17 protein-coding genes are annotated in these 18,185 nt (G+C 65.0%); 14 read left to right on the top strand and 3 right to left on the bottom strand.

Annotated features, from left to right (window positions below; all coding sequences use genetic code 11):
• Positions 1-252: 252 nt before the first annotated feature.
• The 3 genes from MBR110_RS25955 to MBR110_RS32335 all read right to left on the bottom strand — a co-directional run bounded on the left by MBR110_RS25955 (position 253) and on the right by MBR110_RS32335 (position 2,779).
• Positions 253-1,359: a sigma-54 interaction domain-containing protein gene (locus tag MBR110_RS25955; RefSeq protein WP_014725906.1), complete on the bottom strand. Its 1,107-nt coding sequence runs from the start codon at positions 1,357-1,359 to the stop codon at positions 253-255.
• Positions 1,356-2,564 (bottom strand): acyl-CoA dehydrogenase family protein, encoded by a 1,209-nt coding sequence (locus MBR110_RS25960; protein WP_014725907.1) that lies wholly within the window; start codon positions 2,562-2,564, stop codon positions 1,356-1,358. Before MBR110_RS25960 ends, MBR110_RS25955 begins: the two co-directional genes overlap by 4 nt.
• Positions 2,565-2,656: 92 nt before the next feature.
• On the bottom strand, positions 2,657-2,779 hold the full coding sequence (locus MBR110_RS32335; RefSeq protein WP_014725908.1) for a hypothetical protein: 123 nt from the start codon (positions 2,777-2,779) through the stop codon (positions 2,657-2,659).
• 66 nt (positions 2,780-2,845) lie between these two features.
• Between MBR110_RS32335 and MBR110_RS25965 the strand changes: the two genes are divergently transcribed.
• The 14 genes from MBR110_RS25965 to MBR110_RS26030 all read left to right on the top strand — a co-directional run bounded on the left by MBR110_RS25965 (position 2,846) and on the right by MBR110_RS26030 (position 17,796).
• Positions 2,846-4,036 (top strand): acyl-CoA dehydrogenase family protein, encoded by a 1,191-nt coding sequence (locus tag MBR110_RS25965; protein ID WP_181709680.1) that lies wholly within the window; start codon positions 2,846-2,848, stop codon positions 4,034-4,036.
• Positions 4,037-4,292: 256 nt separating this feature from the next.
• Complete coding sequence (msuE, locus tag MBR110_RS25970) at positions 4,293-4,871, top strand: FMN reductase (RefSeq protein ID WP_181709681.1); 579 nt, start codon at positions 4,293-4,295, stop codon at positions 4,869-4,871.
• Between the two features lie 30 nt (positions 4,872-4,901).
• Complete coding sequence (gene sfnG / locus MBR110_RS25975; RefSeq protein ID WP_014725911.1) at positions 4,902-6,005, top strand: dimethylsulfone monooxygenase SfnG; 1,104 nt, start codon at positions 4,902-4,904, stop codon at positions 6,003-6,005.
• A 15-nt stretch (positions 6,006-6,020) separates the two neighbouring features.
• Complete coding sequence (locus MBR110_RS25980; RefSeq protein ID WP_014725912.1) at positions 6,021-6,800, top strand: ABC transporter ATP-binding protein; 780 nt, start codon at positions 6,021-6,023, stop codon at positions 6,798-6,800.
• Between the two features lie 24 nt (positions 6,801-6,824).
• Positions 6,825-7,706, top strand: a complete 882-nt coding sequence (locus tag MBR110_RS25985; RefSeq protein ID WP_059735761.1) for a branched-chain amino acid ABC transporter permease — start codon at positions 6,825-6,827, stop codon at positions 7,704-7,706.
• Positions 7,707-7,728: 22 nt separating this feature from the next.
• Entirely contained in the window at positions 7,729-8,769 is a 1,041-nt protein-coding gene (locus MBR110_RS25990; protein WP_014725914.1) for a branched-chain amino acid ABC transporter permease, read from the top strand.
• Between the two features lie 59 nt (positions 8,770-8,828).
• Positions 8,829-10,193, top strand: coding sequence for an ABC transporter substrate-binding protein (locus tag MBR110_RS25995; RefSeq protein WP_014725915.1), 1,365 nt, complete (start codon positions 8,829-8,831; stop codon positions 10,191-10,193).
• A 2-nt stretch (positions 10,194-10,195) separates the two neighbouring features.
• On the top strand, positions 10,196-10,993 hold the full coding sequence (locus MBR110_RS26000) for an ABC transporter ATP-binding protein (RefSeq protein WP_014725916.1): 798 nt from the start codon (positions 10,196-10,198) through the stop codon (positions 10,991-10,993).
• A 91-nt stretch (positions 10,994-11,084) separates the two neighbouring features.
• Entirely contained in the window at positions 11,085-12,230 is a 1,146-nt protein-coding gene (gene ssuD, locus MBR110_RS26005; protein WP_014725917.1) for an FMNH2-dependent alkanesulfonate monooxygenase, read from the top strand.
• 660 nt (positions 12,231-12,890) lie between these two features.
• Positions 12,891-13,358: a rhodanese-like domain-containing protein gene (locus MBR110_RS26010; RefSeq protein ID WP_014725918.1), complete on the top strand. Its 468-nt coding sequence runs from the start codon at positions 12,891-12,893 to the stop codon at positions 13,356-13,358.
• 112 nt (positions 13,359-13,470) lie between these two features.
• Positions 13,471-14,421 carry a serine O-acetyltransferase EpsC gene (epsC, locus tag MBR110_RS26015; protein WP_034192722.1) on the top strand — a complete coding sequence of 317 codons (951 nt, stop codon included), beginning with the start codon at positions 13,471-13,473 and terminating at the stop codon, positions 14,419-14,421.
• Positions 14,418-14,693, top strand: a complete 276-nt coding sequence (locus tag MBR110_RS26020; RefSeq protein ID WP_014725920.1) for a helix-turn-helix domain-containing protein — start codon at positions 14,418-14,420, stop codon at positions 14,691-14,693. Before epsC ends, MBR110_RS26020 begins: the two co-directional genes overlap by 4 nt.
• Positions 14,694-14,846: 153 nt before the next feature.
• Positions 14,847-15,779 carry a family 2A encapsulin nanocompartment shell protein gene (locus MBR110_RS26025; RefSeq protein ID WP_014725921.1) on the top strand — a complete coding sequence of 311 codons (933 nt, stop codon included), beginning with the start codon at positions 14,847-14,849 and terminating at the stop codon, positions 15,777-15,779.
• Positions 15,754-17,796 carry a family 2A encapsulin nanocompartment cargo protein cysteine desulfurase gene (locus MBR110_RS26030; RefSeq protein WP_181709682.1) on the top strand — a complete coding sequence of 681 codons (2,043 nt, stop codon included), beginning with the start codon at positions 15,754-15,756 and terminating at the stop codon, positions 17,794-17,796. Before MBR110_RS26025 ends, MBR110_RS26030 begins: the two co-directional genes overlap by 26 nt.
• The last annotated feature ends 389 nt before the right edge of the window (positions 17,797-18,185 follow it).

Genomic DNA, 18,185 nt, shown 5'->3' on the forward strand with positions numbered 1-18,185 from the left:
CGGCTGACGCTTCGACAATGTCGAGGTCAACGGCATGTATGGGCTGACGCCCGCGCTCGCGCTGGTCGGCAACGACGGATTCACGTCCGGCAAGGCGTCGCAGAACGGCAGGTCGGATTCGCTGCGCCGGTACTCGGTTACTGCGGGCGCGGATTATTCGTTCAGCAAGCGTACCGATGGCCTATCGAGCGTCTATCCGGCCGGTATTTACCAGCATGCAACGGGCATTGACCAGCGCCCGTGCGGAGCGTGCTACTTCAGCGCATTGATTTCCTTTGCCCGGATCAGACGCGCGCGCAGTACGTTGCGGCTGATGCCGAGCAGTTTCGCTGCCTGGATCTGATTTCGATGACTGAATTCAAAGGCAATGCGCATCACGGTATCTTCGATATGCTCGAACAGATTGTAGTGTTCCTCGTCGAACAGGCCGCGTAACGCCTGCTCGAAATTTTCCTGGGCATCATGGTGTTGAAGCGGATCGCTGCGAGGCGTGAACGGCGTGTCGCCGTACCTGATCTGGAGATCGGATTCCTGCAGCAGATCATGGCGGCTGACCAGGAGCGCGTGGTGGATCACGTTCTCCAGCTCGCGGATATTGCCGGGCCAGTTGTGCGCAAGCAGTTTCTGTTCGGCTCGCACGTCGATATCCGCGGGGCCGTATCCGAGGCGGCTGCGATAGTCCTCGATGAAATAGCGTGCGAGCGGCAGGACGTCGCCAGGGCGTTCGCGTAGCGCGGGGATCGCGAGCTGCACGACGTTGAGCCGATAGAACAGATCGCCGCGGAAGTGGCCTGCGGCGACCGCATCGTTGAGGTGGACGTTGGTCGCCGCGACCACTCGAACGTTGATCGGAATGCTGTGGCGCGACCCGAGCCGGACGATTTCGCGCTCCTGCAGCACCCGCAGCAGTTTGACCTGCATCGACAACGGCAGGTCGCCGATCTCGTCGAGGAACAAGGTGCCGCCGTTGGCCGCCTCGAACCATCCGGGCTTCGCGCAGAATGCGCCCGTGAACGCTCCTTTCTCGTGGCCGAACAGTTCGCTTTCCACCAGCGTTTCCGAGAACGCGCCGCAGTTGACCGCGATGAACGGGCGGTCCTTGCGGTGGCTCAGATTGTGAACGTGGCGCGCAACCAGTTCCTTTCCGGTTCCGGTTTCACCGACGATGAGCACGCTTGCATCGCTGGGCGCGATCATGCGTATCTGGTTGAGCAACGCGAGCGAGCGGGGATCGACGAAGACCTGCGCGCGCGCCCGGATCGACGTGGTGAGCGCGTGCCGGTCCGGCAGGGTCAGCACCGCCGAGTCGGCGGTCCCGGCCGGTTCGCTCAGCTGGACAGGAGGGAGCGGACGGTTCATGAGTAGAAGCTCGGTTGGGGGTAGGTCCGTTTGAGTGCCCACTCGCCGAGTTCGCGCAGCTTGTACGCCAACGGATCGTGCAGCGAGTGGGTTCGCAGGTTGCGCCAGTGTCTGTCGAGGCCCAGTGCGCCGTGGGTCGCGCGTGCTCCTGCAACGTCGAACATCCGGGTACAGATGTCGAGTCCGGTCCGGATCGACGAGACTTTTGCGCTCGCGACGGCCACCGCGACTTCTCCACGTTGGTCTTCGCCGAGTGCCGCGCCGAGCGCCCACGCGTCGTCGAGCCGGGCGGCCGCGCGGTCGGCCAGGACGCGTACGGCTTCGAGCCCGACCCAGAACTCGCCGTACTGGCTCAGGATGTAAGGATCGTCGGCGGTTCGTGCGACGCGCGTAGCGGGCCATGGCCGGGCCTCGTGCAGCGTGTAGTGTTGCGCGTCGTTGAAGGCGGCTTCGCTGATGCCCAGATAGATGTTCGTGAGCACGAGTTGCGCGATCAACGGGCGCAGGCACGCAAACGGTGTGGAGAGCGGCCCGGGATTGGCGAGAATCTCGCGATGCTCCACGCGCACCCGTTCGAACGTGACAGTTCCGCTGTCGGTCTGGCGCTGGCCGATGTTGTTCCAGTCTTCCGAGATGGAAATGCCGCTGCGTTGCGTCGGCACGGCGGCCACCAGCAACGCATTCGTGTCGACGGCGCGCGCGGACGCGATCAGCATTTCCGAATCGAGCGCACCGGAGCAGAAGCTTTTCTGTCCACTGAATTCCAGCCAGCCATTGCGCGGCGAACTGATCGTGCGTTCGTCGAGCGGGTTGAGCGCATTCCCCCAGAACCAGTCGTGGGTGGCCGTCTGCTGGAACCACGGCTCCCATTGCTCGGGCGCGCCGAACAGACGGGCGGTCGCAAGCAGCAGATGATGAAAACCAAACACGTGGGCGATCGAGCTGTCGGCGCGAGCCAGCGTGCGCACGATATCCAGCGTGGTGAGCCAGTTCGTGCCCAGGCCGCCATACGCAGTCGGAATGCTGAGCCGCAGCAGCCCGCTCGCACGTAACGCATCGCGTTCGGCCTTCGGCGTGCCGCCGGCACGATCACGTTCGGCGGCGGTTCGCGCGAATTGCGTGGCGAGTTGTTCGGCGATAGCCAGCGGATCGGGGTGCGCGCCGTTCGGCCCGGTCGTAGGCGGATAGGTCGAGAGTGTTGCCATGTGAAAGGGGGATGAGTGAGATGAAACCGAGCGTCCCAGTCCAACGATTCTGTTTGTCTCGGTGCTGCGTGGGAAGCAACAAATTGTCATATTCAAATCAGATGCCCGGCTTTTAGGCAGCAAGCGCTGAAGAATTGCGGATCGAGCAGCAGTTTGCTGGCGCGCTGCTGCCAGACAAGCGCGGCGGCTCCGGTTTCGACGTCTTTCGAGCCCATTCGCCCGTGGCATGGAACCTGCATGAACGCCAGCTCGAATAATCTCGATCGGAAGGCGTCTTGCTAATGAAGCATATCGGTGCTGAGACAGTTGCATTGGCGTCCTGGCAGCCGGCGGTGGAGTCGGTTGCGCAGGAACTGGAGCGTACGGCCGTTGCGCGTGACCGGGCCGGCGGGACGCCATTGCGCGAGCGTCGCATGTTGCGCGACAGCGGCCTGCTGGGGCTGAGCGTGCCTCGTGCGTATGGCGGTCATGGCGCGAGCTGGTCCGAGACCCTGGCCGTCGTACGGCGGTTCGCGCAGGTGGACAGCTCGCTCGCCCATCTATTCGCTTTTCACCATCTGCATCTCGCGACGGTGCGCCTGTTCGGGTGCCCACAGCAGTGGGAACCATGGCTGGAGCAGACCGTCTCGCAACGCTGGTTCTGGGGAAATGCGCTTAATCCGCTCGACCGGGGCACGCGTGCGGAACCGGGCGGTGCAGACGGATGGAATTTCGTTGGACGAAAGAGTTTCTGCTCCGGCGCGGCGGATTCCGATCGTCTGCTGGCCTCGGCTTTCGATGCGCAGGGACGTTTGCTGATCGGCGTGGTGCCGACTGCCCGCGAGCGGATCGTGATTCTCTACGACTGGGACAACATCGGGCAGCGCCAGACCGATAGCGGCACGGTGATATTCGAACGCGTGGCGGTGGCGCGCGATGAAATCCTCGCCGATCCGGGGCCGCTGTCTTCGCCGTTTGCCTGCTTGCGGCCGTTGTTGGCCCAACTGATCCTGGCGCATATCTATCTCGGCCTCGGCGAGGGCGCGTTACGTGCGGCGCGGGATTTTACGCGGGAGAGCACGCGCGCGTGGATCGCATCCCCGGCGCGCCATCCGACCGAAGATCTTTACGTACAGGGGCACTACGGCCGGTTCTGGCTTGCGCTCGAGGGTGCGGGCGCACTGGTGGAGCGAGCCGCCGCCGCGTTCGATGCGGCGTGGACGCGTGAGGCCGCGCTCACCGAGATCGAGCGCGGCGAGGTCGCGATTGCCGTTGCGGCGGCAAAGGTCTCGTCTGCGCAGGCCGGCCTCGATGTCACGCAGCGCATGTTCGAGGTAACGGGCGCGCGGGCGACCACCGCGGCGCTGCGGTTCGACCGCTTCTGGCGGAATCTGCGTGTCCATACCCTGCACGATCCGATCGACTACAAGATTCGCGAGCTCGGGGACTGGGCGTTGAATGAGCGCTTTCCGACGCCGTCCTTTTACTCCTGATGCTGCTCATGAAGCAGTGAGGAAGCAGCTTTGCTGCCGCTCGGTCATCTGCGCCGGCGATATGGTTTCCAGTCTGCCCGGAATGACGCGTGGATCGTCTCGCGAACCACGCATGTCGTGAATATGCGGCGAATCGCGGCCGGTTTTCCTGTCGTGGAACGAGAACGAGGCCGTTTGGCACGGTATTCGCTAAATGTTTGGCCTGCACGGCTGGCTGCAACGCTGGCGTCACGCAGCACATGAAAAGGAACGCACGATGGGCAAGAAGATTTACAAGGTGGTCGTTGTCTCGGGCAACACGTCACGGCCTTCGCGAACGCTCGCACTGACGGAGGCGTTGCTGTCGGGCCTGCGTGCGGTGCTGCCGGTCGAGCCGCATTTGATCGAACTCGGAGAGATTGCGCCGGTGCTGTCCGGCGTGCTTTCCCGAGCGGATGCTTCCGCCGAGCTGGCGCTTCAGTTGCGCGCCATCGAGGAGGCCGACGTGCTGATCGTTGGCAGTCCGGTCTACCGGGCGTCGTACACGGGGCTTTTCAAGCATTTGTTCGATCTCGTGCATCACGAGGCGCTGATCGACGTGCCCGTGCTGCTGGCCGCGACGGGCGGCAGCGAGCGTCATACGCTGGTGATCGACCATCAGTTGCGCCCGCTGTTCAGTTTCTTCCAGGCGCGGACCTTGCCGCTCGGTGTGTTCGCATCCGAGCGGGATTTCCACGACTACGCGATTACGAGCCCGGAGCTGCTCGATCGCATCCGGCTTGCCGTCGAGCGGGCCGTACCGCTCGTGCAGGAAGCCAGTCGTCTCGAACCTGCGGTGGCCGCGTCGGCCGCGTGAGTTTCAACATCTTCTGAACAGGACCTTTCCATGAGCAATGCCACTTCTTCCGACGAAGCCGTCAAGTTCGCCTACTGGGTGCCGAATGTGAGCGGCGGCCTTGTCGTCAGCACGATCGAGCAGCGTACCGACTGGAGCCTCGAATACAACCAGAAGCTCGCGAAGACCGCCGAAGACGCGGGTTTCGAATACGCATTGAGCCAGATCCGCTTCACGGCCGGTTACGGCGCCGAGTATCAGCACGAGTCGGTGTCGTTCAGCCACGCGCTGCTGCACGCGACGACCAAGTTGAAGGTGCTTGCCGCGATTCTGCCGGGGCCGTGGCATCCGGCCGTGGTCGCGAAGCAACTGGCGACGATCGATCACCTCACGAACGGGCGCATCGCGATCAACGTGGTGAGCGGCTGGTTCAAGGGTGAATTCACTGCGATCGGCGAGCCTTGGCTCGAGCACGACGAACGCTATCGGCGCTCGAAAGAGTTCATCGAAGTGCTGAAAGGTATCTGGACCCAGGACAACTTCACATACAAGGGCGACTTCTATCGCTTCCACGACTACACGCTGAGCCCCAAGCCGCTGCAGAAGCCGCACCCGGAGATCTTCCAGGGCGGCAGTTCGCGCGCGGCCCGCGACAACGCCGCGAGCGTGTCGGACTGGTATTTCACCAACGGCAATACGCCGGAGAACCTGAAGGCGCAGATCGACGACATCCGCGCGAAGGCGGCTGCGAATGGCCATCGTGTGCGCATCGGCGTGAACGCGTTCGTGATCGCGCGCGACACCGAGGAGGAAGCGCGGGCCGTGCTCGACGACATCATTGCGCATGCGCACGTCGAGGCGGTCAATGCGTTCGGCGACGCGGTGAAGCAGGCGGGCAAGGCGTCGCCGGAAGGGGAAGGCAACTGGGCGAAATCGACGTTCGAGGATCTCGTGCAGTACAACGACGGCTTCCGCACGAACCTGATCGGCACGCCGCAGCAGATCGCGGAGCGGATCGTCGCGCTGAAGGCGATCGGCGTCGATCTGGTGCTGACGGGTTTCCTGCACTTCATCGAAGAGGTCGAGTACTTCGGCAAGAAGGTGCTGCCGCTGGTGCGCGAACTCGAAAGCCGGCTGCAGCCGGTCGCGGCCTGAACGGGTGCCTGACACATGACGCAGACCGCGCCGCCGCTGCTCGCGCTCGAGCGCATCTCGCTGTTGTTCAAGGGCGTAAAGGCCGTCACCGACGTCAGCTTCGAGGTGGCGGCGGGCGAAATCTGCGCGCTGATCGGACCCAACGGCGCGGGCAAGAGCTCGCTGCTCAACGTGATCAACGGCGTGTATCGCCCGCAGCAGGGCGCGGTCCGCTTCGACGGACACACGTACCGGCACATGGACCCGTATCGCGCCGCGCATCGCGGCATCGCGCGCACGTTCCAGAACCTCGCGTTGTTTCGCCGCATGAGCGTATTCGACAACGTGCTGACGGGCCGCAACCTGCATCGGCGCAGCACCTGGCTGGAACAGACGCTGCATGTCGGCCGCGCCCGCCGCGACGAAGCCGCGCAGCGCCGGTATGCGGAGCGTGTGATCGAGAAACTCGACTTGCAGGCGTATCGCGACGCCGTGGTCGGCTCGCTGCCGTACGGGCTGCAAAAGCGCGTCGAACTGGCGCGCGCGCTCGCGGCCGAGCCGCGGCTGTTGCTGCTCGACGAACCGATGGCCGGGATGAATGCCGACGAAAAGCATGCGATGGCCGAATACGTGCTCGACGCCAACGCGCACTTTGGCGTGACCGTGGTGCTGATCGAGCACGACATCGGCGTTGTGATGGGCGTGTCCGATCACGTGGTGGTGCTCGACTACGGCAGGAAGATCGCCGACGGCAGACCTGATGAGGTGCGGGCGCACCCGGACGTGCTGGCTGCCTACATGGGCACGCATCACTGACGGAAACGGACAACGGGGAACGTGATGGCGTTTTTTATCGAGGTGCTGGTCGGCGGGTTGCTGGCGGGCGTGATGTATTCGCTGGTCGCGATCGGTTTCGTGCTGATCTACAAGGCATCCGGCGTTTTCAACTTTGCGCAGGGCGCGCTCGTGCTGTTCGGCGCGCTGACCTATGTGAGTCTCGTCGAGCGCGGCTGGAACGGATGGCTCGCGTTTGCCGCCACGCTCGTCGCGCTGGTCGTGATCGCGATCCTGACGGGGCGGCTGGTGCTGCGCCCGCTCGTGAACCGGCCGCCGATCGTGCTGTTCATGGCGACGTTGGGCCTGAGCCTGATACTCGAGGGCGCGGCGCAATTGTTCTGGGGCGCGCAGGTCCACGGTCTCGATCTCGGCATCGACGATCGGCCTCTGCATCTGGCCGGTGTGATGGTCAGCCAGTTCGACCTGTTCGCGGCGGCGACGGCCGGCGTGCTGGTGCTCGGACTGTCGCTGTTCGCGAAATGGTCGCGGCTCGGCCTGTCGCTACGCGCGGTGGCCGACGATCCGCTTGCCGCACTGGCAGTCGGCGTCCGTCTGCCGCGTGTATGGGCGGTGGTGTGGGCGCTTGCCGGATTCACGAGTCTGGTCGCCGGCCTGCTGTGGGGCGCGCGGCTCGGCGTGCAGTTCTCGCTTTCCCTGGTCGTGCTCAAGGCCCTGCCGGTGCTGATCATCGGCGGCTTTTCGTCGATTGGCGGCGCTATCGCGGGCGGGCTGCTGGTCGGCGCCGCCGAGAAGCTGGCGGAAGTTTACGCGGGCGGGGTGATCGGCGACGGCATCGAGAACTGGTTCCCGTATCTGCTGGCGATGCTGTTCCTGCTGGCGCGGCCGTACGGCCTGTTCGGCGAGCCGGCCGTCGAGCGTGTCTAGGAACGGACCCAGGGGAATTCACATGGATTTGACCAATACCGCTTCGATTCCCGCGTCGCGTCGCCTGGCCTGGCGCCAGTGGGTCGGGCCGGGCATGCTGGCGGTGGCCGCATTCGTCGGCGTGCCGCTGTGGGCCAACGATTACTGGCTCAATGCGATTCTCGTGCCGTTTCTGATCCTGTCGATCGCGGGACTCGGCCTGAACTTTCTGACCGGCTATGCGGGGCAGCTTTCGCTCGGCTCGGCGGCATTCATGTCGATCGGTGCATACGCGAGCTATAACCTGCTCGTGCGCGTGCCGGCGCTGCCGTTGCCGGCGGCGCTGCTGCTCGGCGGGGTCGCGAGCGCAGCGGTCGGTGTGCTGTTCGGGTTGCCGAGCCTGCGCATCAAGGGTTTCTATCTGATCGTGTCGACGCTGGCCGCGCAATTTTTCGTGGTCTGGTTGTTTACCCGCGTGAGCTGGTTCTCGCACGACGACATGTCCGGTGTGCTGAGCGCGCCGCAGCTCGCGATCGGCCGCTGGCACATCGACAATCCGGCATCGCGCTATTTGCTGGTGCTTGGCGTGGCCACCGTGCTGTTCGCACTGGGGGCGAGCCTCGTGCGAAGCGAACTGGGGCGGCGCTGGATGGCGGTGCGCGACATGGATACGGCGGCGCGCGTGATCGGCATCCCGATCGGGCGTACCAAGCTGCTCGCATTTGCGCTCAGTTCTTTCGTGCTGGGCATCGCCGGCGCGCTGTGGGCCTTTGCGTATCTCGGCACGATCGAACCGGACGGCTTCAGCCTCAACCTGTCGTTCCAGATCCTGTTCATCATCATCATCGGCGGCATGGGCAGCATCGGCGGGAATTTTCTCGGCGCCGCCTTCGTCGTGCTGCTGCCGATCCTGCTGTCGAACGCGGGCAGCGAACTCGCCCGCATCGGAATCGGCAGCGACCAGTTGCAGAACCTGCAGAAGATCGTGTTCGGCAGCCTCGTGATCGTGTTTCTGATCAAGGAGCCGGACGGATTGGCACGCCTCGTCCAGGTGGCGCGACAGCGGTTCAGACACGCGAAATGAATCCGTATCGACCGGGAATGACGTTTTTTATCATCATATAAATAAGGAATATCGATCATATGGGAAATGTTCGCAGGCACCTTGGCCGTTCGGCATGGAAAAAACGGGCTGGCACATTCATCGCTGCGCTCGCGCTGTGCTCGGCGGCGCTGCCGCAGGCACACGCGGCTGCCGAGGAATATTTCCCGCTGCAAAGCTACCGTGTCGGCCCGTATGCGGCCGGCGGCAGCGGCTTTTTCGGCGGCTTCATCGATTACATGCAACTGATCAACGCGCGCGACGGCGGCGTCAATGGTGTCAAGCTGGTATGGAAGGAGTGCGAGACCGAATACGTCGTGGAGAAAGGCGTCGAGTGCTACGAACGCCTGAAGAACGGCGGCCCGGACGGCGCACCGGCAGCTGCCACCAATCCGCTGTCGGTCGGTATCGCGTATGCGACGCTCGACCGTTCCACGGCCGACAGGATTCCGCTCATCACGATCAACCACGGGCGCACCGATTCGACCGACGGGGCCGTGTTTCCCTACGTGTTTCCTCTGCAGCTGAATCCGTACAGCGAAGTCTCGGCGATCGTCAACTACATCGGGCAGCGCTCGGGCGGGCTGGCCAACCTGAAGGGCAAGAAGATCGTCGTGCTTTATCACGGCTCGCCATATGGCCGCGAGACGATTCCCGTGGTCGACCTGCTGGCGAAGAAATACGGCTTCGACGCGATCCAGATCGAGGTGCCGCACCCGGGCAACGAGCAGGGCTCGCAGTGGCTGAAGATCCACCAGATCAAGCCCGACTGGGTGATCCTGCGCGGCTGGGGCGTCATGAACCCGGTGGCGCTCAAGAGCGCGCAGAAGGTCGGGTATCCGGCCGACCACATCATCGGCAACATCTGGAGCAATTCGGAAGAAGACGTGCGCCCGGCCGGCGATGCGGCCAAGGGCTTCGTCTCGATCACGACGCACCCGTCGGGCACCGATTATCCGGTCCTGCAGGCGATCAACCAGTACGTGATCAAAACCGGTAACGGCAACCTCAAGGACCCTGCGCGCTTCGGCACCGTCTACTACAACCTCGGCGTGGTGAACGGCATCCTGAACGTCGAGGCGGTGCGCGTCGCGCAACGCAAGTACGGCAACAAGCCGCTCACGGGCGAACAGGTACGCTGGGGCTTCGAGCACCTGAACCTCGACGATGCGCGGCTTCGGCAGCTCGGCGCGCTCGGTCTCGTGCAGCCGCTCAAGCTGTCGTGCTCGGACCACGAAGGCGGCGGCGCGGTGCGCTTCCAGCAATGGAACGGCAGCAAGTGGAACGTGATCAGCGACTGGGTGCAGGCCGATCGAGCGCTGCTGCGCCCGATCATCGAGAAATCGGCGCTCGCCTATGCGAAGGAAAAGAACATCACGCCGCGCGATTGCAGCAAGGAGCCTTGAGCATGAGCGAACCGATCCTGCAGGCCGACGAGATCTCCGTGACCTACGGCGGGATCATTCCCGCGTTGCGCGGGGTGTCGCTGACGGTGCCCGAGCGCGCGATCGTTGCGCTGCTCGGCGGCAACGGGGCGGGCAAAACCACCATGCTGAAGGCGCTTTCGAGCCTGGTGCGCGCCGAGCGCGGCGAATTGACGGGCGGGCGTGTCGTCTATCGCGGCGAGGACGTCACGCGTCTCGAGCCCTGGACGCTGGTCGAGCGCGGTCTCGTGCAGGTGCTCGAAGGGCGTCGCTGCTTCGGGCACCTGTCGATCGAGGAGAACCTGCGGATCGGATCGTTCGCGCGACGGCCGAAGCGGGCCGAGATCGACGCCGATCTCGAACGGATCTACACGATTTTTCCGCGCTTGAAGCAGAAGCGCGGCGCGTTGGCCGGCTATGCATCGGGCGGCGAGCAGCAGATGGTGGCGATCGGTCGCGCGCTGATGGCGCATCCGTCGCTCGTGCTGCTGGACGAGCCGTCGATGGGGCTGGCGCCGCATGTCGTCGAGGACATCTTCGAGATCGTCGCGGCGCTCAATCGTGACGAGGGCGTGAGTTTCCTGCTCGCCGAGCAGAATGCTTCGATTGCGCTGCGCTTCGCCAGTTGCGGCTACGTGCTCGAAAGCGGACGGGTCGTCGCGCATGGCACGTCGGCGCAACTGCGGGAGCTGGATGCGTTGCGAGATGCCTACCTCGGCGGTGCGCCGGTGGATTACGCGGCGAGGCGTGCGCAACGGGCGGCGGCGACGACCGGCGTATGACCGTGTTTCGGCAGCCGTGGGGCTGATTTTGCAGGACCCCGGCATCGCAGGATGTCACGGGTGCGGTGGATGATCATTTAACGAATACATCATGAGTCTCGATATTTTCTGGTTCCTGCCCACTTCGGGCGATACGCGTTATCTCGGCAAATCGGATTTCGGCCGTCAGGCAACGAATGCATACATGCGCCAGATCGCGGTGACGGCCGACCAGCTCGGCTACGACGGGCTGCTGATTCCGACGGGCGCTTCCTGTCTCGATCCGTGGGTGACGGCGGCCAGCCTGATTCCGGTCACGCAGCGTATCAAGCTGCTGGTGGCGCTGCGCACGTCGCTCGGCAATCCGACGGCTTCCGCGCGCCAGGCGGCGACGCTCGACCAGGCGCTCGGCGAGGGGCGGTTGCTGCTCAATGTCGTGCCGGGCGGCGATGCGACCGAACTCGCTGCAGACGGCGTGTTTTACGGTCACGACGAGCGCTACGAGGCCGGCGACGAATTTCTGACGATCTGGCGCGGCCTGCTGTCGGGCGAGAAGGTCGATTTCGACGGCAAGCACCTTAAGGTGCAGGGGGCACAGAATTTCTTTCCGCCCGCCAGCAAGCCTTATCCGCCGCTGTATTTCGGCGGGTCGTCGCCGGCGGCGCACGAGTTGGCTGCGAAGCATGTCGATGCCTATTTGACCTGGGGCGAACCGCCGGCCGCCGTGGCCGAGAAGATCGCCGACGTGCGGCGGCGAGCCGAGCGGTATGGCCGCAAGATTCGGTTCGGCGTGCGGCTGCATGTGATCGTGCGCGAAACGAGCGAGGAAGCGTGGGCGGACGCGGATCGATTGATCAGCCACCTGACGGACGACGATATCGCGGCGGCACAGCGCAATTACGCGAGCATGGATTCCGTGGGCCAGAAGCGCATGGCGGCGTTGCACGGCGGCAGCCGCGACACGCTGGTGGTCGGCCCCAATCTGTGGGCCGGTGTCGGCCTCGTGCGCGGCGGTGCGGGCACGGCGCTCGTCGGCAGCGCCGAAGAGGTGGCCGCGCGACTCAACGAGTATGTGGAGCTCGGCGTCGATAGCTTCGTGTTGTCCGGCTATCCGCACCTCGAAGAAGCGATTCGATTTGCGGAGCTGGTGTTCCCGTTGCTGCCCGGCAAGACGCCGGTCACGTTGCGCGACCGGACGCTCACGGGCGGAGCGTTCGATATCCGCGCCACGCCGCAAGGCGCCGGAGGGAAACACTGACGGGTTCGCCTGTCCGAATCCATTTCTTCGGCCGCAGCGTGATCGATCCGCGCTGCCGGCCAGCCTATCAACCTGACGTTTTCGGGGCGATCGCCGAGTCCGAGCGCGAATCCATCGTGCGCTGATTGAACCGGCGCACGGGTATCGAACGGTGCGAGCGGAAGTGGAGCGTGATCGCGCGGATCTTGGCGTGTCTTGGCCTGACGAACCCGAATCGCGCGTAGTAGACGAGAAGGAACCAGACCTGCGTTTTGGCGCGAAGGCCAGCGACGTCAATGTGGTCACGGCAATCGAGGTTGCGCCGCGTTGGACGATGCAGCGGCTTGAGGGCCGCGCGTCGGCCCGCTATGCGGGCAATCTCTGCGCACGCAAGATCGCCGCGAAGGCATCCTTCTCTTGGCGCATCGGAAACCGCGGTCCAAGGGCTGGCGGACCGACGCCGCGCCGGTCCGTCCTTTCGCAAACCCCTGTCTTTGGCGGCCGTGCGCCAGCGCCGTGCGCGGGGACACGCGTCATTCGTCGGTGTACAGCCCGCTCGCGTGCTTCTTTGGAAATGAAAATTTATTGGTTCGCCGTTCGCGGACGCTCGCGCATCATCGTTTCCTGATGGCTATAGACGGCTTGCCGTGAAACGGCCATGTAACGAACCCGGGAGGCGTAATGGCAGCAGTACTCGAAGAACGACCGGTCCACGCAGCACTCGAGACGGCACGCGAACAGGCGGCGAAGGAAGGGCTGGCCTACGCGGGCGGCGTCGCGCCGCGCGATGCATGGGCGCTGGTCTCGGCAGGCAACGCGGTGCTGGTGGATGTCCGCACCGCCGAAGAGCGCAAGTTCGTTGGCTATGTGCCGGACAGCGTGCATGTGGCGTGGGCTACGGGGACGAGCTTGACGCGCAATCCCCGTTTCGTGCGCGAGCTCGAAGCGAAAACAGGCAAAGATGTCGTCGTGCTGCTGCTGTGCCGCAGCGGCAACCGGTCGGCGCTCGCGGCGGACGCGGCAGCCAAGGCCGGTTTCGCACACGTGTTCAACGTGCTCGAAGGCTTCGAGGGTGCGCTCGACGACGCGCAGCACCGCGGCGGCCAGAACGGCTGGCGTTTCCATGGGCTGCCGTGGGTGCAGGACTAGCCGCACGACTGCGGTGGATCGCTCGGGCGCATTATGGGGATGGCGGTGCGATGCGCTTCGGTCGAACCATGCTCGGTCACGTGCCGGCGATGAATGACAAGGAGTAAAGCCTGTGGCCGTATTCGAAATCGATGAAATCGTGGGCTCGCTGTACACGGTCCGGCAACGGTGGCGCGACGAGCAGAAGCGCGCGCTGGAGCCCGGCGGGCGAGACCTGCCTTCGCGGGATGCGTTGTCGGAAGTCGTCGACGCGCTCAAGGGCGTGCTGTTTCCGATGCGGCTCGGGCCGCCCAGCCTGCGTCAGGACAGCGAGAACTTCTACGTCGCACATGCGCTCGACGCCGCATTGCATGGGCTGCTCGCGCAAGCCAGGCTCGAATTGCAGTACATCGCGCGGCGCGAAGCCAAAGACAGCGAAGCCGTGGAGGCGCGCGCCGTGCACGCCGTACGCGCATTTGCGCAGCGTTTGCCCGAGATTCGCGCGCGGCTGGATGCCGATGTGATCGCCGCCTATCACGGCGATCCGGCGGCAGGCAGCGTAGACGAAGTGCTGCTCTGCTATCCCGGCGTGCTCGCGATGATTCATCACCGGCTGGCACACGAGCTGTATCGGCTCGGGCTGCCGTTGCTCGCGCGCATCGTGGCCGAGCTCGCGCACGCGCAGACGGGTATCGACATTCATCCAGGCGCGCAGATCGGCGCAGGCTTTTTCATCGACCACGGCACCGGCGTCGTGATCGGCGAAACGTCCGTGATCGGCCAGCGTGTGCGTCTCTACCAGGCGGTGACGCTCGGCGCCAAGCGGTTTCCGGTCGATGCAGACGGCCATCTCGAAAAGGGGCTTGCACGTCACCCCATTGTCGAGGACGACGTCGTCATCTATGCCGGTGCGACGATACTGGGCCGCGTGACGATAGGACGCGGCGCGACGATCGGCGGCAACGTGTGGATCACGCAGGACGTCGCGCCCGGCAGCCACGTGACGCAGGCCAGCTTGCGCAGTGAAGCGGCCCGGCCGGCTGGCGCGGTAGTGGTCGGCCTGACGGCGGGAGTGCACGTATGACCGCACTCGTTCGCAATTTCGGCGCGGCCGTGCGCGCGCAGCGGGAAGCGCATGCGTGGTCGCAGGAGCAGCTCGCGGAGCACGCCGGCCTGAATCGCTCGTATGTCGGCGAAATCGAGCGCGGTACGGCCATCGCGTCGATCGTGACAGTCGAGAAGCTGGCTCGCGCGTTCGGCGTGCCCATCTCGACGTTGCTGGGCGTGCCGCCCACCGCTTCAGCGAGCGTGCTCGCGCCGGATCGCGGTCCGGCCACACCTGCGCCAACCTTCTGATTTTCATCGGCCATGGCCGGCCGGCGGCGTCGCACCTTGCCGGTCGACCGGCCGGTGATGGCTATAGCATGTTGAGCGCCATTTTCAGGCTCCCGATAATTCCCCATCGCAATAAGCATTCCCGTATTTCTTCTATCGACCAGGAGCCTCCGAATGTCGACGATCGTGAGCGGCCCGACCGCGCTCGGCGATAACGCAGCACGGCAACTCGCCAATGCCACCAAGACCGTCCCGCAACTTTCGACCATCACGCCGCGCTGGCTGACCCATCTGCTGCAATGGGTGCCAGTGGAGGCCGGTATCTATCGCCTGAACCAGGTGAAGAACCCCGAAGCCGTGCGCGCCACCTGCACGGCACGCGAAGACGAAGGGACGCTTCCCACCACCTTCGTCCCGTACGAAGAAAACCCGCGTGAATACTTCCTCAATGCGGTGAGCACGGTGCTCGACGTGCATACGCGCGTGTCGGACCTCTACAGCAGCCCGCACGACCAGATCAAGGAACAGCTGCGCCTCACGATCGAGACGATCAAGGAATTGCAGGAAAGTCAGCTCATCAACAATCCGGACTACGGCCTGCTCGCGAACGTGGACGAAGAGCAGCGCGTTTTCCCGCTGACCGGCGCGCCGACGCCCGACGATCTGGACGAACTGCTGACGAAAGTCTGGAAAGAGCCGGCGTTCTTTCTCACGCATCCGCTCGCCATCGCCGCATTCGGCCGCGAATGCACGCGCCGCGGCGTGCCGCCGCCCACCGTCAATCTGTTCGGCTCGCAGTTCATCACGTGGCGCGGCATTCCGCTGATTCCGTCCGACAAGGTCCCTGTCGCCGACGGCAAGACGAAGATCCTGCTGCTGCGGGTGGGTGACAAGCGCCAGGGCGTGGTCGGTCTGTACCAGCCGGGTGTGGCGGGAGAGCAAGGTCCGGGGCTGTCGGTGCGCTTCATGGGCATCAACAATCAGGCGATCGCGTCGTATCTGATCTCGCTGTATTGCTCGCTCGCAGTTCATTCGCCTGATGCACTGGCGGTGCTCGATGACGTGGAGATCGGCAAGTACCATGACTACGCTGACACCTACCGGTAACCTGCGGCCAGGCGACGCAGCGCCCGATATCCCGCCCGCCACGGTGCCGGCCGGACTGCCCGATGCGGACACGCTCGCACGCCTCGCCAACGCGTTTTTCTCGACGTTGCCCGGCAGTGTGGCGTCGCCGGAGTCGCCGTCGGCCGTAGGCGGGCTGCCGTCCGCGTGGCCCGCTGCGGTGCCGGTGGTCTCCACGCTCACGAACCCGGCGCCCGCCGGCTCGCCGCTCGCGGGGCCTGGCGGAGCGGGCACGGGTGTGCCCGGCGCGTCGCTGCCGGCAGGGCGCGTGCCGGGCGGAAATTTGTTGCCCGCCGCGCCCACGCACGTGCTCACGCTCGGCAACCGTGCACCCGCGTTGGCACCGCATGCGGTCGCGCAGACCGGGGTGCCCGACAACGTGGCGACGATTGCGCCCGCCCTCGAACCGCGTATCGGCGGTGCCGCGCTCGGCGTGCCGCCGGTGCAGGCGCCGGCGCCGGCCGTTGCCTCTCACGAGGCAGGGGCTGCGGCGTCTTCATCGTCCGCGGGGAGCGCACCGTACTACTTCATCGGCGCGCCGGAACATGGCTGGCAGCGTCCCGCGCAGGATATCGTCGTGCCGTCGGCGGCGGGCGTGACGCCGCAGTCGTTCGGGCTGCCTCACGAAGACGATCTGCGTTCGCTGCTATCCATTCATCGCTTCGCACCGGGCGTCGAGCCGCATCGTCACGCAGCTCACGGCGTACCGTACTTTCTCGACGGCGAGCGTGCCGCGCTTGATCCGCGCGGCGCAGGCCCAGCCGTGCCGGCCGCGCATCCGCCGTTCGACATCAACGCGATTCGCCGCGACTTCCCGATTCTGCAGGAGCGCGTGAACGGCAAGCAGCTCGTCTGGTTCGACAATGCGGCGACGACGCAAAAGCCGCAGGCCGTGCTCGACCGCCTCGCGTATTTCTACGCGCACGAGAACTCGAACATCCATCGCGCCGCGCATGCGCTGGCGGGCCGTGCGACGGATGCCTACGAGAACGCGCGGGCCATCGCGCGGCGTTTCATCGGCGCGGCGTCACCGGACGAAATCGTGTTCGTGCGCGGCACGACCGAGGCCATCAACCTGATCGCGAAGACCTGGGGCGCGTGCAATGTGGGCGAAGGCGACGAGATCGTCGTGTCGCATCTGGAGCATCACGCGAACATCGTGCCGTGGCAGCAACTCGCAGCGCAAGCGGGCGCGAAGCTGCGCGTGATTCCGGTGGACGATTCGGGCCAGGTGCTGCTCGACGAGTACCGCAAGCTGCTTTCCAGCCGCACGAAGATTGTGTCCGTCACACAGGTGTCCAATGCGCTCGGCACCGTGGTGCCGGTGCAGGAGATCATCGAGCTGGCCCACCGTGCGGGTGCGAAGGTACTCGTGGACGGCGCGCAGTCGGTGTCGCACATGCGGGTGGACGTGCAGGCGTTGGACGCGGACTTTTTCGTGTTCTCCGGCCACAAGATTTTCGGGCCGACCGGCATCGGCGTGGTGTACGGCAAGCGCGCCATTCTCGACGACATGCCGCCGTGGCAGGGCGGCGGCAACATGATCGCGGACGTGACGTTCGAGCGCACGGTGTTCCAGCCGCCGCCCAACCGCTTCGAGGCCGGCACGGGCAACATCGCGGATGCCGTCGGACTCGGCGCGGCACTGGAGTACGTCGAGCGGATCGGTATCGAGAACATCGGTCGCTACGAACACGATTTGCTCGAGTACGCGACGAGCCGGCTCGGTCCGGTGCCGGGCGTGGGGCTCGTCGGTACGGCGCGGCACAAGGCGAGTGTGCTGTCGTTCGTGCTGAAGGGTTACGAGACGGAAGAGGTGGGGCGTGCGTTGAACCAGGAGGGCATCGCGGTGCGCTCCGGCCATCATTGCGCTCAACCGATTCTGCGACGTTTCGGGCTGGAAGCAACCGTGCGTCCGTCGCTCGCGTTCTACAACACGTGCGACGAAGTGGACGCGATGGTGTCGGTCATTCGGCATCTGTCCGCGCGAAGCGCCTGAAGGGAGCGGCTCCTGACGTGTCGGGCGGCGTGCCGTCATCGATTCGATGACGGCACGCCATGCTCGATGGTCGGGGCCGCTTCTTCCCCTGCAAGGACGTTCGTAAGCGTCGCCCGTCCCCCTCGGGCGATATGCCGTGCAGGACGAAAACGAGCCGGATGCGCCGGTCGTCATCCGGCCAACGATCCGATCGCTCGATGCTCATGCTCCCGCGTGATAGCGAGTCGCGACGCGGCGCAAACAACAGCGCTCGGTGCGACGCGCAGAGCCGCAATTCGCGCACCGTCATTTGCTTTGCTCTAAACATCGGTTCACCGACGCGCATGCGGCCGTTAGCATCGGCTGTCCGACTGCGTGAATCGGGCTGTATGCACTGCCGCCCCTTTCGC

The organism is Burkholderia sp. MBR-1, from assembly GCF_013822785.1.
Classification (GTDB): domain Bacteria; phylum Pseudomonadota; class Gammaproteobacteria; order Burkholderiales; family Burkholderiaceae; genus Burkholderia; species Burkholderia vietnamiensis.

What these genes read in the sequence shown, in the direction of transcription:
- MBR110_RS26000 (WP_014725916.1), top strand. Translation starts at nt 10,196, where the DNA reads ATGAGCGAACCGATCCTGCAGGCCGACGAGATCTCCGTGACCTACGGC.
- MBR110_RS26020 (WP_014725920.1), top strand. Translation starts at nt 14,418, where the DNA reads ATGACCGCACTCGTTCGCAATTTCGGCGCGGCCGTGCGCGCGCAGCGG.
- MBR110_RS25960 (WP_014725907.1), bottom strand. Translation starts at nt 2,564, where the DNA reads ATGGCAACACTCTCGACCTATCCGCCTACGACCGGGCCGAACGGCGCG.
- MBR110_RS26025 (WP_014725921.1), top strand. Translation starts at nt 14,847, where the DNA reads ATGTCGACGATCGTGAGCGGCCCGACCGCGCTCGGCGATAACGCAGCA.
- MBR110_RS25995 (WP_014725915.1), top strand. Translation starts at nt 8,829, where the DNA reads ATGGGAAATGTTCGCAGGCACCTTGGCCGTTCGGCATGGAAAAAACGG.
- MBR110_RS25990 (WP_014725914.1), top strand. Translation starts at nt 7,729, where the DNA reads ATGGATTTGACCAATACCGCTTCGATTCCCGCGTCGCGTCGCCTGGCC.
- MBR110_RS26010 (WP_014725918.1), top strand. Translation starts at nt 12,891, where the DNA reads ATGGCAGCAGTACTCGAAGAACGACCGGTCCACGCAGCACTCGAGACG.
- msuE (WP_181709681.1), top strand. Translation starts at nt 4,293, where the DNA reads ATGGGCAAGAAGATTTACAAGGTGGTCGTTGTCTCGGGCAACACGTCA.
- MBR110_RS25985 (WP_059735761.1), top strand. Translation starts at nt 6,825, where the DNA reads ATGGCGTTTTTTATCGAGGTGCTGGTCGGCGGGTTGCTGGCGGGCGTG.
- MBR110_RS25955 (WP_014725906.1), bottom strand. Translation starts at nt 1,359, where the DNA reads ATGAACCGTCCGCTCCCTCCTGTCCAGCTGAGCGAACCGGCCGGGACC.
- MBR110_RS26030 (WP_181709682.1), top strand. Translation starts at nt 15,754, where the DNA reads ATGACTACGCTGACACCTACCGGTAACCTGCGGCCAGGCGACGCAGCG.
- MBR110_RS32335 (WP_014725908.1), bottom strand. Translation starts at nt 2,779, where the DNA reads ATGGGCTCGAAAGACGTCGAAACCGGAGCCGCCGCGCTTGTCTGGCAG.
- MBR110_RS25965 (WP_181709680.1), top strand. Translation starts at nt 2,846, where the DNA reads ATGAAGCATATCGGTGCTGAGACAGTTGCATTGGCGTCCTGGCAGCCG.
- MBR110_RS25980 (WP_014725912.1), top strand. Translation starts at nt 6,021, where the DNA reads ATGACGCAGACCGCGCCGCCGCTGCTCGCGCTCGAGCGCATCTCGCTG.
- ssuD (WP_014725917.1), top strand. Translation starts at nt 11,085, where the DNA reads ATGAGTCTCGATATTTTCTGGTTCCTGCCCACTTCGGGCGATACGCGT.
- sfnG (WP_014725911.1), top strand. Translation starts at nt 4,902, where the DNA reads ATGAGCAATGCCACTTCTTCCGACGAAGCCGTCAAGTTCGCCTACTGG.